The organism is Caballeronia sp. NK8, assembly GCF_018408855.1.
Lineage (GTDB): Bacteria > Pseudomonadota > Gammaproteobacteria > Burkholderiales > Burkholderiaceae > Caballeronia.
In genome coordinates this window covers 2643835-2659145 of record NZ_AP024322.1, presented here as the reverse complement: position 1 = coordinate 2659145, position 15311 = coordinate 2643835, and the positions used below count along the sequence as shown (strand labels likewise).

The window sequence follows — 15311 nt, the reverse complement described above, 5'->3', positions numbered from 1 at the left end:
TTCGTCGCGTATATTTCGATTTCCGGCAATTGCCGCGGTGCAGCGTGCCGCGCACGACCGTGCTTCGTGACACTTCAAGTTGAAAAAAAACCGTCGCAAGCGAAAAGAAAATGGTTCAACGGCCGAGTCGAATCGGCCCCTCACAGTAGAGACGGTGTCCCCATGAACGATCATCAGCAACCGGCAGCCGGTTCGCTTCCCGCCGCGCAGGGCATGTACGACCCTGCGAACGAACACGACGCCTGCGGCGTCGGCTTCGTCGCCCATATCAAAGGGAAAAAGAGCCACGAGATCATTCAGCAGGGTCTCAAGATTCTCGAGAATCTCGATCACCGCGGCGCGGTCGGCGCCGATCCGCTGATGGGCGACGGCGCCGGCATCCTGATTCAGGTGCCGGACGGCTTCTATCGCGAGGAAATGGCCAAGCAGGGCGTGACGTTGCCGCCGGCTGGCGAATACGGCGTCGGCATGATCTTCCTGCCGAAGGAGCATGCGTCGCGTCTTGCGTGCGAACAGGAGCTCGAGCGCACGGTGAAGGCCGAAGGTCAGGTCGTGCTCGGCTGGCGCGACGTTCCCGTCGACGGCAACATGCCCATCTCGCCGACCGTGAAGGCGAGCGAGCCGCTGATCCGCATGATTTTCATCGGCCGCGGCAAGGACATCGTCGTGACGGACGCGCTGGAGCGCAAGCTGTACATCATCCGCAAGACGGCGAGCCATCGCATCCAGGCGCTCAAGCTGAAGCACGGCAAGGAATACTTCGTGCCGTCGATGTCGTCGCGCACGGTCGTCTACAAGGGTCTGCTGCTGGCGGGTCAGGTCGGCGTGTATTACCGCGACCTGCAGGACGAGCGCGTCGTCTCGGCGCTCGCGCTCGTGCACCAGCGCTTCTCGACCAACACGTTCCCGGCGTGGGAGCTTGCGCACCCGTACCGCATGATCGCGCACAACGGTGAAATCAACACCGTGAAGGGCAACGTCAACTGGCTGAACGCGCGCACGGGTGCAATCGCGTCCTACGTGCTCGGCGACGATCTGCCGAAGCTCTGGCCGCTGATCTATCCGGGCCAGTCGGATACGGCATCGTTCGACAACTGTCTCGAACTGCTCGTGATGGCCGGCTACCCGCTCGTCCACGCGATGATGATGATGATCCCCGAAGCGTGGGAACAGCACACGCTGATGGACGACAACCGCCGCGCGTTCTACGAATACCACGCCGCGATGATGGAGCCGTGGGACGGCCCCGCCGCGATCGCGTTCACGGACGGCCGCCAGATCGGCGCGACGCTCGACCGCAACGGTCTGCGTCCGGCGCGCTATCTCGTCACCGACGACGATCTCGTGATCCTCGCGTCGGAATCCGGCGTGCTGCCGATTCCGGAGTCGAAGATCGTCAAGAAGTGGCGTCTGCAGCCGGGCAAGATGTTCCTGATCGACATGGAGCAGGGCCGCATCATCGAGGACAAGGAACTGAAGGACAACCTGTCCAACGCGAAACCGTACAAGAGCTGGATCGACGCCGTGCGCATCAAGCTCGACGAGATCGAGCCGAAGGCGGAAGACGTCGAGACGCAACGCCGCGAAGCCGCCGCGCTGCTGGACCGCCAGCAGGCATTCGGCTATACGCAGGAAGACCTCAAGTTCCTGATGGCGCCGATGGCGCAAGCGGGCGAGGAAGCCGTCGGCTCGATGGGCAACGATTCGCCGCTGGCAGTCATGTCCAACAAGAACAAGACGCTGTACAACTACTTCAAGCAGTTGTTCGCCCAGGTGACGAACCCGCCGATCGATCCGATCCGCGAAAACCTGGTGATGTCGCTCAACTCGTTCATCGGTCCGAAGCCGAACCTGCTCGACACGACCAACATCAACCCGACGATGCGTCTCGAAGTGTCGCAGCCCGTGCTCGACTTCAAGGACATCGCCAAGATCCGCGCGATCGATAAATACACCGGCGGCAAGTTCAGCTCGTATGAACTGAACATCTGCTATCCGGCGGCGTGGGGCAAGGAAGGCGTCGAAGCGCGCATCGCGTCGCTGTGCGCGGAAGCGGTCGATGCCGTGAAATCCGGCTACAACATCCTGATCGTGTCCGATCGCAAGATGGACCGCGACAACGTCGCGATTCCGGCGCTGCTCGCCACGTCGGCGATTCACTCGCATCTCGTCGCGCATGGCCTGCGCACGAGCACGGGTCTCGTCGTGGAAACGGGTTCGGCGCGTGAGACGCATCACTTCGCGCTGCTCGCGGGCTACGGCGCGGAAGCCGTTCACCCGTATCTCGCGCTGGAAACGCTCGCCAACATGGCCGAAGGCCTGAAGGGCGATCTGTCGGCCGACAAGGTCATCTACAACTTCACGAAGGCAGTCGGCAAGGGTCTCCTGAAGGTCATGTCGAAGATGGGCATCTCGACGTACATGTCCTACACCGGCGCGCAGATCTTCGAAGGCGTCGGCCTGTCCTCCGAACTGGTCGAGAAGTATTTCAAGGGCACGGCGACGAAGGTCGGCGGCATCGGCATCTTCGAGGTGGCGGAAGAAGCGATTCGTCTGCACCGCGATGCGTTCGGCGACAACCCGGTCCTCGCGACCATGCTCGACGCGGGCGGCGAGTACGCGTACCGCGTGCGCGGCGAAGAGCACATGTGGACGCCAGATGCGATCGCCAAGCTGCAGCACTCGGCGCGCAGCAATTCGTATCAGACGTACAAGGAATACGCGCACATCATCAACGACCAGACGAAGCGTCACATGACGTTCCGCGGTCTGTTCGAGTTCAAGGTGGAGCCGACCAAGGCGATTCCGCTGGATGAAGTGGAATCGGCGAAGGACATCGTCAAGCGCTTCGCGACTGGCGCGATGTCGCTCGGCTCGATTTCGACCGAAGCGCACGCGACGCTGGCGGTGGCGATGAACCGCATCGGCGGCAAGTCGAACACGGGCGAAGGCGGCGAGGACGAAACGCGTTATCGCAACGAACTGCGCGGCATTCCGATCAAGAACGGCGACACGCTGCAATCGATCATCGGCAAGGAAGTCGTCACCGACATCCCGCTGAAGGACGGCGATTCGCTGCGCTCGAAGATCAAGCAGGTCGCGTCGGGCCGTTTCGGCGTGACGGCGGAGTATCTGTCGTCGGCGGATCAGATCCAGATCAAGATGGCGCAAGGCGCGAAGCCGGGTGAAGGCGGCCAGTTGCCGGGTCACAAGGTGTCCGAGTACATCGGCAAGCTGCGTTACTCGGTGCCGGGCGTCGGCCTGATTTCGCCGCCGCCGCACCACGACATCTATTCGATCGAAGACCTCGCGCAGCTCATTCACGATCTGAAGAACGTGAATTCGGCGTCGAGCATTTCGGTGAAGCTGGTGTCCGAAGTCGGTGTCGGCACGGTTGCCGCCGGTGTTGCGAAGGCGAAGGCCGATCACGTCGTGATCGCGGGACATGACGGCGGCACGGGCGCGTCGCCCTTGTCGTCGCTCAAGCACGCGGGCACGCCGTGGGAACTCGGCCTTGCTGAAACACAGCAGACGCTGGTGCTGAACCGCCTGCGCGGCCGCATCCGCGTGCAGGCCGACGGCCAGATGAAGACCGGCCGCGACGTCGTGATCGGCGCGCTGCTCGGCGCGGACGAGTTCGGCTTCGCGACGGCGCCGCTCGTCGTCGAAGGCTGCATCATGATGCGCAAGTGCCATCTGAACACGTGCCCGGTCGGCGTCGCGACGCAGGACCCGGTGCTGCGCGCGAAGTTCTCGGGCCAGCCGGAACACGTCGTCAACTTCTTCTTCTTCGTCGCGGAAGAAGTGCGCGAGATCATGGCGCAGTTCGGCATCCGCAAGTTCGATGACCTCATCGGCCGCGTCGATCTGCTCGACATGAAGAAGGGCATTGAACACTGGAAGGCGAAGGGTCTCGACTTCTCGCGCATCTTCTATCAGGTGCCGGTGGGCGAGGAAGTCGCACGCAAGCACGTGGACGTCCAGGATCACGGCCTCGACAAGGCGCTCGATCACGTGCTGATCGAGAAGTCGAAGGCGGCGATCGAGAAGGGCGAGCATGTGTCGTTCATCCAGCCGGTGCGCAACGTGAACCGCACGGTCGGCGCGATGCTGTCCGGCCTGATCGCGAAGAAGCACGGTCACGACGGCCTGCCCGACGACTCGATCCACATCCAGCTGAAGGGCACGGCGGGCCAGAGCTTCGGCGCGTTCCTCGCGAAGGGCGTGACGCTCGACCTCGTCGGCGACGGCAACGACTATGTCGGCAAGGGCATGTCGGGCGGACGCATCATCATTCGCCCTACCAACGACTTCCGCGGCAAGTCCGAAGAAAACATCATCTGCGGCAACACTGTGATGTACGGCGCGATCGAAGGCGAATCGTATTTCCGCGGCGTCGCGGGCGAGCGCTTCTGCGTGCGCAATTCGGGCGCGACGGCAGTCGTCGAAGGCACGGGCGATCACGGTTGCGAATACATGACGGGCGGCACGGTGGTGGTGCTCGGCGAGACGGGCCGCAACTTCGCGGCGGGCATGTCGGGCGGCATCGCGTTCGTGTACGACCCGGACGGCGCGTTCGCCGGCAAGTGCAACAAGTCGATGGTCGCGCTCGATCCGGTGCTTCAACAGGCCGAACAGGAACGCACGGTGGATCGCGTGCTGTGGCACGCGGGCAAGACCGACGAAGCGCTGCTCAAGGGTCTGGTCGAGCGTCACTTCCAGTTCACCGGTTCGCCGCGCGCGAAGTCGCTGCTCGAGAACTGGGACTCGGCTCGCCGTCAGTTCGTCAAGGTGTTCCCGACCGAGTACAAGCGCGCACTCACGGAGATGGGCGCGAAGAAGTCGAAGGACGCCATCGCGGCTTGAGGCCGAGTCACAACATTTAGAAAGGCTCTCCGGTGCGTGTGCATCGGAGAGTGCGATCCTCACCAAATACAGAGAAAGAAATGGGCAAGGCAACCGGTTTTCTCGAGTTCGAGCGCCGCCACGAGGCGTACGAAGCACCGCTGACCCGCGTCAAGCACTACAAGGAATTTGTCGCCGCGCTGACGGATGAAGACGCCAAGGTTCAGGGCGCGCGCTGCATGGACTGCGGCATTCCGTTCTGCAACAACGGCTGCCCGGTCAACAACGTCATTCCGGACTTCAACGATCTCGTGTTCCAGCAAGACTGGAAGAGCGCGATCAACGTGCTGCACTCGACTAACAACTTCCCGGAGTTCACGGGCCGCATCTGTCCGGCGCCGTGCGAAGCGGCGTGCACGCTCGGCATCAACGACGATCCGGTCGGCATCAAGTCGATCGAGCACGCGATCATCGACAAAGCCTTCGCCGAAGGCTGGGTCGTGCCGCAGCCGCCGAAGCACAAGACCGGCAAGAAGGTCGCGGTCGTCGGTTCGGGCCCTGCGGGTCTCGCGGCCGCGCAACAGCTCGGGCGCGCGGGGCATGAAGTCGTCGTGTTCGAGAAGAACGATCGCATCGGCGGTCTGCTGCGTTACGGCATTCCCGACTTCAAGCTGGAAAAGTGGCTGATCGATCGCCGCATGCGCCAGATGGAAGCGGAAGGCGTGTCGTTCCGCACGAACGTGTTCGTCGGTAAGGACGCATTGCCGGAATACATCGCGAATACGGCGAAGGAAACCATCACGCCGGATGAACTGAAGGAACAGTTCGACGCGGTCGTGATCGCGGGCGGTTCGGAAATGCCGCGCGATCTGCCGGTGCCTGGGCGCGAGCTCGAAGGCATCTACTACGCGATGGAATTCCTGCCGCAGCAGAACAAGGTCAACGCCGGCGACAAGCTGACGGATCAGCTGCTCGCGAAGGGCAAGCATGTCGTCGTGATCGGCGGCGGCGATACGGGTTCGGATTGTGTCGGCACGTCGAATCGTCATGGCGCGAAGGACGTCACGCAGTTCGAACTGCTCGCGCAACCGCCCGAAGAGGAAAACAAGCCGCTCGTGTGGCCGTACTGGCCGATCAAGCTGCGCACGTCGTCGTCGCATGAAGAAGGTTGCGAGCGCGACTGGTCGGTGGCGACGAAGCGTTTTGAAGGCAAGAACGGCAAGGTCGAGAAGCTGATCGCGGTGCGCGTCGAGTGGAAGGGCGGCAAGATGCAGGAAGTGCCGAACAGCGAGTTCGAAATGAAGGCCGATCTCGTGCTGCTCGCGATGGGCTTCACGCAACCGGTTTCGCCGGTGCTGGATGCGTTCGGCGTCGAGAAGGATGCGCGCGGCAACGTGCGCGCGGCGACCGAGGGCGACAAGGCGTATTACACGTCGGTGGACAAGGTTTTCACGGCGGGCGATATGCGGCGCGGGCAGTCGCTCGTGGTCTGGGCGATTCGTGAAGGCCGCCAGTGTGCGCGCTCGGTGGATGCGTATCTGATGGGTTCGAGCGAGTTGCCGCGGTAAGTCGTTGAAGATTGATCGATTGATGAAAAAGGCCATGCAGTGCGTGGCCTTTTTTCTTTGGCTGCGTGCGCCTCAAGCCTCCACCAACATCCTCTCGATCTCGATCTTGTAATCATGGAACATCGCCACTGACTCGCGATGCGCCACACTCAATATCGCCGCCTTCGGCAACCGCTCGACGAGCGTGTTGTAGATATGCAGTTCGTTCTCGGCATCGAGCGCGCTGGTGGCTTCGTCGAGGAACACGAAGTCCGGCTTGTGCAGCAACACGCGCGCCGCGGCCAGCCGCTGCTGCTCACCCGGCGAGAGACTCCGCGCCCAGTGCGCGCTTTCTTCCAGCCGGTCCGCATAAGACTCGAGATTGCACAGACGCAGGATTTCGCGCGATTCTTCGTCGCTGAACGTGCCGCCGGGCGACGGATACGAAAGCGCCGCGCGTAACGTGCCGATCGGCAGATAGCTCATCTGCGGGATGAACATCATCTTCGCGTCGACGGGCGCATCGATGGTGCCGTCACCGAACGGCCACAAGCCCGCGAGCGCGCGCATCAACGTGCTCTTGCCCGATCCGGACGGCCCCACGACGAGCCAGCGCGAACCCGGCTCGATCGACACATTCGCCACGCGCGAGAGCGGCGTGCCGTTGGGCAGCGCGAGCACGAGATTGTTCGTCGTGAGCGAAGGCGTGCTCGTGTAGTGCAGGTTGATGCCGCCGTGCTCCGTCGCCGGCGACGTTTCCTCGCGGATATGCGTCGAGCGCATCACGCGCTTGAATTCGCGCAGACGATTGACGGTGGCGCGCCATTCGACCAACGTCGAATAACTGTTGATGAACCACGAAAACGAATCGCTGACCGTGCCGAACGCCGATGAAATCTGCATCAGCACGCCGAACGAGAACGCGCCCGCGAAGTAGCGCGGCGCGGCGACCATGATCGGAAAGATGATCGCGATCTGCCCATAGAAGCTCAGCACGAAGGTCATGCGCTTCGTGTACTTCATGATCATCCACCAGTTGTCCTTGATGCGGTGGAAGATGGTTTTAGCGTTCGCGGTTTCGGTCGCGATGCCGTCGTAAAACGCGATCTGCTCGGCGTTCTCGCGCACGCGGATCAGGCCGAAGCGGAAATCCGCCTCCACCTTCTGCTGCTGATAATTGATCGACACGAGCGGATGCCCGACCTTCTGGATGATGAGCGAGCCCGCGATCGCATACAGCGAGGCGGCCCACACCATGTAGCCCGGAATGTTGATCGGCGTGCCGCCGAGCGTGATCGTCAGTGCGCCCGCGAGCGTCCACAGAATCGTGATGAAAGTGACGAGCGTGACGAGCGTCGAAAGCAGATCGAGCGACAGCGAGAGCGTCGTGGTCGCGAACGATTGCAGGTCGTCGGAAATACGCTGATCGGGGTTGTCGGCGAGACGGTCGCGTTCGATGCGGTAGAACGCCTTGTCGCCGAGCCACTGTTCGAGGAACTTGTTGGTAAGCCACTGACGCCAGCGGAAACCGAGCATCTGACGCAGATACCGCCCATACACCGCAAGCAGAATGTAGGCGAAAGCGAGCCCGGTGAAGATCAGCAGCAGATGCGGGAATTCAGTGACGTTCTTGTTCTGGAGCGCATTGTAGAACGACGCGCTCCAGCTGTTGAGCCGCACGTTGATATACACGACGGTCATGTTGATCGCGATGATCGCAACGAGCAGCCCCCACGCGAAGCCGCGCTCTTCTGACACCCAGTAGGGCTTGATGAGGCTCCATGCCGAGACTTCGTCGGCTTTTTGCTGCGTGCTTTCGGTACGAGTGTTGGTCATGAGCTTCCTGCTGGCGCACATCGAGGCGCCCGAATGTTATGTCCGCGGCCCGCAAATTGTTTCGGGGTTCTCTTAACGCTCACTTAATTTCGCGCGATCGTCCCGCGAACCATGTTCGCGGCATTGTGCCAGAGTGCTGCCGCGCACGATAAAAGCCGGGCAATCCCGGTTTGCAGCGGATTCGGCTTTCATGTTTTAATGATCCTCGACGAAACAGGGGTGCTTCGCGTGCATCGGTGGCCGGAACGGTCATCAGCGCGGCGAGGCTGAGAGAGACCCTTTGCACCCGATCCGGGTAATACCGGCGAGGGAAGTTTCCGGAGAACGCGCGAGCCTCGCGCCATTCCTCCAGTCTCTTCCAGTACCTTCTTTCCGCACGGCGCGTGGTTCCTGCGTCGAGCCGGTCTCTCTCAGCTGATTTCGTCCTCGTGATGTGGCGCCGCGCCAGCACGGTCGAGATCGCGTACTTCGTCTCCTCGTGCAGTGCAGCGCTACCGCTATGGAGACATCGAATTGAACAGGATCGAACAGGGCGACGCGCGCCGGCCGGACTTCGCGGTTATCGGCGGCGGGCTCGTCGGGCGACTCGTCGCCTGGCAACTCGCGGGCGCGGGGCATGACGTCGCGCTCTATGAACGCGGCGACGCGGCGGGCACGCAATCGGCGGCGTGGGTCGCTGCCGCGATGCTCGCGCCGCTCGCGGAAGCGGCGAGCGCGGAACCGCTAGTGGTCGGGCTCGGGGCGGCGTCGCTCGAACGCTGGCCGCGCCTGCTCGCGCAATTGCCGGAGCCGGTGTTCTTTCAGCGCAACGGCACGCTCGTCGTCTGGCACGGCGCCGACCGCGCCGAGGCGCCGCTCTTCGAGCGCCGCCTGCGCGCCAACTCGCCCGCCGATCTGCTTGCCGGCGGCTTCGTCAAGCTCGCGGGCGCGCAGCTAGCGCAGGCGGAGCCCGCGCTCGGCACGCGTTTCGCGCAGGGCTGGCTGCTGCCGAACGAGGGCCAGCTCGACAATCGCCAGGCACTCGCTGCGCTCGCTGCCGGACTGGCGGCGCGCGGCGTGTGCACGCACTGGAACACAGCGGTCGACGCTATGCCCGACGCGCGCTGGATCATCGATTGCCGTGGACTCGGCGGCAAGCCCGCGTGGCCGGCGCTGCGCGGCATCCGCGGGGAAGTCGCGCGCGTGCATGCGCCGGGTATCGGGCTGTCGCGGCCCGTGCGGATGCTGCATCCGCGCTATCCGCTCTATATCGCTCCGAAGGAAAACGATTTGTACGTGATCGGCGCGACCGAAGTGGAGGGCGAGGACATGTCGCCCGTGTCGGTGCGCTCGGCGCTGGAACTGCTGAGCGCCGCGTTCGCGGTGCATCCGGGCTTCGGCGAGGCGCGCATCCTCGAACTGAACGCGCATTGCAGGCCGACCTTGCCGGATCACCGTCCGGCGATCGCCTGGGACGGGGCGCGGACCTTGCGCGTGAACGGGCTGTATCGGCACGGCTTCATGATCGCTCCGGAAGTCGCCGACGCGGCTTGCGCGCTTGCCGGCGCGCTCATCGAGGGCGATGTCGCCGATGCCGACACCTTCGCCGATTTCCGCCGCGCCGCACGCTGGCCCGAGCTGTTACAGGGCGAATTCGCGCTGGCGCCGGCGCTGTCGCATTGAGAAAGAGAACAGAGCCATGAACATCCATATCAATCAGCGCGCATTCGATTTGCCCGATGCCGCCACCGTCACCGAAGCGCTCGCCGCGTTCGGCGCGAAGCCGCCGTTCGCGGTCGCGTTGAACGGCCAGTTCGTCGCGCGCGGCCAGCACGCCACGAAAACGCTCGCTGCCGGCGACAAGCTCGACATCGTGTCGCCCGTCGCGGGCGGCTGAATTCCGAACCGAAGGATCGAACCATGACCACACAGACCGCCGACGTCCTCATGCTCTACGGCGAGGCGTTTCCGAGCCGCGTGCTGCTCGGCACGTCGCGCTATCCGTCGCTGCAATCGCTTTCCGACTCCATCGACGCCGCGCGGCCGGGCATGGTCACGGTCGCGCTGCGCCGCCAGTCGGAGACGGGCGAAGCCGGCTTTTTCGATGTATTGAAGCGCCACGGCGTCGCGCTGCTGCCGAACACGGCGGGTTGCCAGAGTGTCGACGAAGTGCTGACGACCGCGCACATGGCGCGCGAGGTTTTCGAGACGCCGTGGATCAAGCTGGAGCTGATCGGCGACGACTACACGCTGCAGCCTGACCCGATCGGGCTCGTCGAAGCGGCGGCGAAGCTGATCCGCGATGGCTTCAAGGTGCTGCCGTACTGCACGGAGGATCTGGTGATCGGCCGGCGCCTGCTCGATGCCGGCTGCGAGGCGCTGATGCCATGGGGCGCGCCGATCGGCACCGGCAAGGGCGTGACCAATCCGTACGGACTGCGCACGCTGCGCGAGCGCTTGCCGGACGTGCCGCTCATCGTCGATGCGGGGCTCGGCGTGCCGTCGCACGCGTGCCAGGTGATGGAATGGGGCTTCGACGGCGTGCTGCTCAACACCGCCGTTTCGCAGGCGACGTTCCCGCCGCAGATGGCGCGGGCGTTCGCGCTCGGCGTCGAAGCCGGGCGCATGGCGTTCCTCGCCGGTCCGATGGCCGAGCGCGACAGCGCGCAGGCGAGCACGCCGGTCGTCGGCATGCCGTTCTGGCATCAGGACGGAGGCGCGGCATGAGCTTGCTGAATCGCGAAGTGTTCTGGCCGCCCGCGGACGAACTCGTCGAAGTCGCGGAGCGGATTCGCGCGCGTCTGGGCAACTGGCCCGTGGCCGAGACGCGCTGGCGTATTTGCCTGACCGCGCCGGAATCGCCGAAAGCGGACGATCTGATCGTCTTCACCGAACCGCACGACGCGGACACCGGGCGGCTCGCGACCAGCGGCGCGGCGCTGCTCGAAGCGCACGGCGGGCGCGTTACGCTGCGGCGCGTCGACGAGCGTTTTGCGCTGGAAGGCGAATGGTCGGATGATTGGCTGGCCGCGCTCGCCGCGTTCCTCGACTGCAATTTCGAACCGCACGACGCGCTTACGCTCGCACTCGCCTGGCGCGCCGGCGACGAGAACAAGGACGACGCGTGGCCCGTCGACTTCGCGACTTTCCCGCGCGTGGCCGATTTGCCGCCCGCGCCCGAAGGCGGATTTCCGGCGTGCCCGGATCGCCTCGGCCTTTATCCGGTGCTGCCGAGCGCCGAATGGGTCGAGCGCGTGCTCGAACTCGGCGTGCGCACCACGCAACTGCGCCGCAAGACGACCGACGCCGCGGATCTCCAGCGAGAAATCGCACGTTCGGTCGAAGCGGGACGCCGACACGACGCGCAGCTTTTCATCAACGATCACTGGCGCGAAGCGATCGACGCAGGCGCGTACGGCGTCCATCTGGGTCAGGAAGACGTCGAGACCGCCGATCTCGCTGCGATCGCGAAGGCCGGCCTGTGTCTCGGGCTTTCGACGCACGGCTATTACGAGATGTTGCGCGCGCTGCATTTCAAACCGAGCTATCTGGCGCTCGGCGCGGTTTTCCCGACCACGACGAAGGTCATGCCGACGAAACCGCAAGGTCTCGCACGACTCGCACGCTACGTGCGGCTGCTGGCGGGCCGCGTGCCGCTCGTCGCGATCGGCGGAATCGACGCCAGGGTGATGCCGGATGTGCTCGCGACGGGCGTCGCCAGCGCGGCAGTGGTGCGCGCGGTGACCGAGGCGCCCGACACGGCGTCGGCGGTTTCGGCTCTGCAACAGATGTTTGCAGGTCAACGGTGAAAATTCCCAAAAACAGGAGGGCACCGACCTAGGCAAAGCACCGATTGCGCGCAGGCCCTATAATTCGGCGTTTTGCGTCTACGGAATCTCCTATCCAGTGCCTGCCTCTTCCGAGACTCTGTTAGAGCTACGCGACGTCGATTTTGGCTACGGCGACCGGCTCATTCTGTCGGACCTGAACATGCGTTTCACGCGTGGGCAGGTGGTCGCGGTCATGGGCGGCTCCGGCTGCGGCAAGACCACGACCTTGCGTCTGATCGGCGGCCTCGTGAAGGCGAGCCGCGGTCAGGTGATGTTCGGCGGACAGGACGTCGGCGCGCAAACGCGCGAGGGTCTGTACGCGCTGCGTCGCAAGATGGGCATGCTGTTCCAGTTCGGCGCGCTTTTCACCGACCAGACCGTGTTCGAGAACGTGGCCTTCCCGCTGCGCGAGCACACCGATCTTCCCGAAGCGCTGATCCGCGATCTCGTGCTGATGAAGCTCAACGCCGTCGGCCTGCGCGGCGCGCGCGATCTCGCGCCGTCGGAGATTTCCGGCGGCATGGCGCGCCGCGTGGCGCTCGCCCGCGCAATCGCGCTGGATCCCCAACTGATGATGTACGACGAGCCCTTCGCCGGCCTCGATCCCATTTCGCTCGGCATCACCGCGAAGCTCATCCGCACGATCAACGACGCGCTCGGCGCGACCTCCATTCTCGTGACGCACGACGTGCCCGAATCGTTCGCGATCGCGGACTACGTGTATTTCATCGCCAACGGCGGCATCCACGCCGAAGGCACGCCGGCGGAACTGCGCGCATCGCAGGACCCGACCGTGCGCCAGTTCATCGACGGCACGCCGGACGGCCCGTTCAAGTTCCACTACGCGAGCACGCCGCTCGGCGCGGATTTCGGCATCGGAGGGCAGGCATGATCAGCGCGCTCGGACGCTGGGTGCTCGACGGTTTCGGCACCGCGGGCTACGCGACGCGCATGTTCGTGCGCCTCGTGCTCGAATTCTTTTCGCTGTTGCGCCGGCCGCGCCTCGTCACGAAACAGATCCACTTCGTCGGCAATTATTCGCTCGTCATCATCGCGGTGTCGGGGCTGTTCGTCGGATTCGTGCTCGGCTTGCAGGGCTATTACACGCTGAGCCGCTACGGCTCGGAACAGGCGCTCGGCCTGCTCGTCGCGTTGTCGCTCACACGCGAACTGGGCCCGGTCGTGACGGCGCTGCTGTTCGCGGGGCGCGCGGGCACTTCGCTCACCGCCGAAATCGGGCTGATGAAGGCGGGCGAACAGCTCACCGCGATGGAAATGATGGCGGTCGATCCGCTGAAAGTGGTTGTCGCGCCGCGCATGTGGGCGGGCATCATCGCCATGCCGGTGCTGGCGGCCATTTTCAGCGCGGTCGGCATCGTCGGCGGCTATGTCGTCGGCGTGATACTGATCGGCGTCGATCCCGGCGCGTTCTGGTCGCAGATGCAAGGTGGCGTGGACGTGTGGCGCGATGTCGGCAACGGCGTCGTCAAGAGCATCGTGTTCGGCTTCGCGGTGACGTTCATCGCGTTGTTTCAGGGCTACGAGGCAAGACCAACGCCGGAAGGCGTGTCGCGCGCGACGACGAAAACCGTCGTGTACGCGTCGCTCGCCGTACTCGGGCTCGATTTCCTGCTGACCGCACTGATGTTCAGCTAATGGACCAAGCGCAGGCGCCGGGCAATGGCGCGGGCGTTGTGAAGGGCACAGACCATCACGCGCCATCTGCGAAAAGATTCTCTTTGGGAAGACGATGAAAAAGACTGCTCTCGACTTTTGGGTCGGCCTCTTCGTGGTGCTCGGCTTCGTGGCGCTGCTGTTTCTCGCGCTGAAGGCGGGCAACATGAGCTCACTGTCGTTTCAGCCAACTTACGCGGTGAAACTCAAGTTCGACAACATCGGCGGCCTCAAGGCGCGCGCGCCCGTCAAGAGCGCGGGCGTGACGGTCGGGCGTGTCGGCGGCATCGGCTTCGATGCGAACACGTACCAGGCCGTCGTGACGATCGATATCGACAAGCAGTATCAGTTTCCGATGGACTCGTCCGCGAAGATCCTGACCTCGGGCCTGCTCGGCGAGCAGTACATCGGCCTCGAACCGGGCGGCGACGACCAGATGTTGAAGAACGGCGACACCATCACGATGACGCAATCGGCCGTGGTGCTCGAGAACCTGATCGGCCAGTTCCTCTACAACAAGGCGGCGGATTCCGGCGCCTCGAAATCATCGGCGGCGCCGGCAGCGCCCGCGCCCGCACCGGCTTTCCCCGGCGCGGCGAGCGCGATGGGCGCGTCGGGCGCGGCTCAATAAGGAGAAGAACATGCAGGCGATGGTGATGCGGCGCGCGATCATCGGGGCGAGCGCCATGGCGCTCGTCGGTTGCGCGACGGTGACGACGCCGACCAAGGGAGACCCGTTCGAGAGCTACAACCGGACGATGTTCACGATCAACGATACCGTCGATCAATACGCGTTCAAGCCGGTGGCGAAGGGTTATGTCTGGGCGGTGCCGGAGCCGGTGCGCAACAGCGTGACCAACTTCTTCTCGAATATCGGCGACGTGTATATCGCCGCGAACAACCTGCTGCAGTTGAAGATCGCGGACGGCGTGTCGGACATCATGCGTGTCGCGATCAATACGGTGTTCGGCGTCGGCGGTCTGTTCGACGTCGCGACCATCGCGAAGCTGCCGAAGCACGCCGGTGATTTCGGCCTGACGCTCGGCCACTATGGCATGCCGTCCGGCCCGTATGTCGTGCTGCCGCTGCTCGGGCCGAGCACCGTGCGGGATTCCGCTGGCCTTGTCGTCGACTATTTCGGCAATCCGCTCACCTATGTGAGCCCGGATTCGGTGAGCTGGGCGCTGTATGGCGTGAACCTCATCAATGTGCGCGCGAATCTGCTGGGCGCGACTGACGTGCTCGCCGACGCCGCGCTCGACAAATATTCGTTCGTACGCAACGCGTACCTGCAACGCCGTCAGTATCTGATCTCCGGCGGCGAGAATGATGCGCCGGATTACGGCGAAGCGCCGTTGCCGAACTATGGCGATACCGAAGGCGCGGCCCCTGCGGACGGGGCATCGGCCACAGCCGCCGCGCCGGCATCGGGCACGGCCGCTGCGCCTGCTCCCGCAAGTGGGCCCAGCAACACGGTGCCGGGCAATCAGTACGTTCCGCCGGCGGGTTTCCCTTCATTCCGCTTGCGTTGAGCGGGATTTCCCTAACGCGCGGTAACATATCTAACGTCATTTCTTACGATTTGAACGCTGTGCGGCCT

11 protein-coding genes and 1 riboswitch are annotated in these 15311 nt (G+C 64.1%); of the genes, 10 read left to right on the top strand and 1 reads right to left on the bottom strand.

From position 1 onward, the window contains the following. Window positions 1-162 precede the first annotated feature (162 nt). Window positions 163-4866 carry a glutamate synthase-related protein gene (locus NK8_RS12655; RefSeq protein ID WP_213226551.1) on the top strand — a complete coding sequence of 1568 codons (4704 nt, stop codon included), beginning with the start codon at window positions 163-165 and terminating at the stop codon, window positions 4864-4866. Window positions 4867-4946: 80 nt separating this feature from the next. Beyond that, window positions 4947-6413: a glutamate synthase subunit beta gene (locus NK8_RS12650; RefSeq protein WP_213226550.1), complete on the top strand. Its 1467-nt coding sequence runs from the start codon at window positions 4947-4949 to the stop codon at window positions 6411-6413. Window positions 6414-6485: 72 nt separating this feature from the next. On the opposite strand, the gene NK8_RS12645 is transcribed toward NK8_RS12650, so the two are convergent. Further along, on the bottom strand, window positions 6486-8228 hold the full coding sequence (locus tag NK8_RS12645) for an ABC transporter ATP-binding protein/permease (protein ID WP_213226549.1): 1743 nt from the start codon (window positions 8226-8228) through the stop codon (window positions 6486-6488). Between the two features lie 205 nt (window positions 8229-8433). After that, window positions 8434-8558: riboswitch (TPP riboswitch) on the top strand. Window positions 8559-8741: 183 nt separating this feature from the next. On the opposite strand from NK8_RS12645, the gene NK8_RS12640 reads away from it, so the two are divergent. From NK8_RS12640 to NK8_RS12605, 8 genes are all read left to right on the top strand, one after another. Next, window positions 8742-9890: an FAD-dependent oxidoreductase gene (locus NK8_RS12640; RefSeq protein WP_213226548.1), complete on the top strand. Its 1149-nt coding sequence runs from the start codon at window positions 8742-8744 to the stop codon at window positions 9888-9890. Window positions 9891-9906: 16 nt separating this feature from the next. After that, entirely contained in the window at window positions 9907-10104 is a 198-nt protein-coding gene (gene thiS / locus NK8_RS12635) for a sulfur carrier protein ThiS (protein WP_061180179.1), read from the top strand. 23 nt (window positions 10105-10127) lie between these two features. Next, window positions 10128-10934: a thiazole synthase gene (locus NK8_RS12630; protein ID WP_213226547.1), complete on the top strand. Its 807-nt coding sequence runs from the start codon at window positions 10128-10130 to the stop codon at window positions 10932-10934. Further along, complete coding sequence (gene thiE / locus NK8_RS12625) at window positions 10931-12016, top strand: thiamine phosphate synthase (RefSeq protein ID WP_213226546.1); 1086 nt, start codon at window positions 10931-10933, stop codon at window positions 12014-12016. The genes NK8_RS12630 and thiE overlap by 4 nt, the downstream gene beginning before the upstream one ends. Before the next feature lie 97 nt (window positions 12017-12113). Then, window positions 12114-12929 carry an ABC transporter ATP-binding protein gene (locus NK8_RS12620; RefSeq protein WP_162066439.1) on the top strand — a complete coding sequence of 272 codons (816 nt, stop codon included), beginning with the start codon at window positions 12114-12116 and terminating at the stop codon, window positions 12927-12929. Next, window positions 12926-13693, top strand: coding sequence for a lipid asymmetry maintenance ABC transporter permease subunit MlaE (gene mlaE / locus NK8_RS12615; RefSeq protein ID WP_213226545.1), 768 nt, complete (start codon window positions 12926-12928; stop codon window positions 13691-13693). The genes NK8_RS12620 and mlaE overlap by 4 nt, the downstream gene beginning before the upstream one ends. A 94-nt stretch (window positions 13694-13787) precedes the next feature. Next, the gene (gene mlaD / locus NK8_RS12610) at window positions 13788-14342 is read left to right on the top strand and encodes an outer membrane lipid asymmetry maintenance protein MlaD (protein WP_213226544.1); all 555 of its coding nucleotides are present in this window, start codon (window positions 13788-13790) and stop codon (window positions 14340-14342) included. A gap of 10 nt (window positions 14343-14352) precedes the next feature. Further along, the gene (locus NK8_RS12605) at window positions 14353-15243 is read left to right on the top strand and encodes a VacJ family lipoprotein (RefSeq protein WP_213226543.1); all 891 of its coding nucleotides are present in this window, start codon (window positions 14353-14355) and stop codon (window positions 15241-15243) included. The last annotated feature ends 68 nt before the right edge of the window (window positions 15244-15311 follow it).

Coding starts and splice junctions, on each gene's coding strand:
- NK8_RS12655 (WP_213226551.1), top strand. CDS start 163: ATGAACGATCATCAGCAACCGGCAGCCGGTTCGCTTCCCGCCGCGCAG.
- NK8_RS12650 (WP_213226550.1), top strand. CDS start 4,947: ATGGGCAAGGCAACCGGTTTTCTCGAGTTCGAGCGCCGCCACGAGGCG.
- NK8_RS12645 (WP_213226549.1), bottom strand. CDS start 8,228: ATGACCAACACTCGTACCGAAAGCACGCAGCAAAAAGCCGACGAAGTC.
- thiS (WP_061180179.1), top strand. CDS start 9,907: ATGAACATCCATATCAATCAGCGCGCATTCGATTTGCCCGATGCCGCC.
- NK8_RS12630 (WP_213226547.1), top strand. CDS start 10,128: ATGACCACACAGACCGCCGACGTCCTCATGCTCTACGGCGAGGCGTTT.
- thiE (WP_213226546.1), top strand. CDS start 10,931: ATGAGCTTGCTGAATCGCGAAGTGTTCTGGCCGCCCGCGGACGAACTC.
- mlaE (WP_213226545.1), top strand. CDS start 12,926: ATGATCAGCGCGCTCGGACGCTGGGTGCTCGACGGTTTCGGCACCGCG.
- mlaD (WP_213226544.1), top strand. CDS start 13,788: ATGAAAAAGACTGCTCTCGACTTTTGGGTCGGCCTCTTCGTGGTGCTC.
- NK8_RS12605 (WP_213226543.1), top strand. CDS start 14,353: ATGCAGGCGATGGTGATGCGGCGCGCGATCATCGGGGCGAGCGCCATG.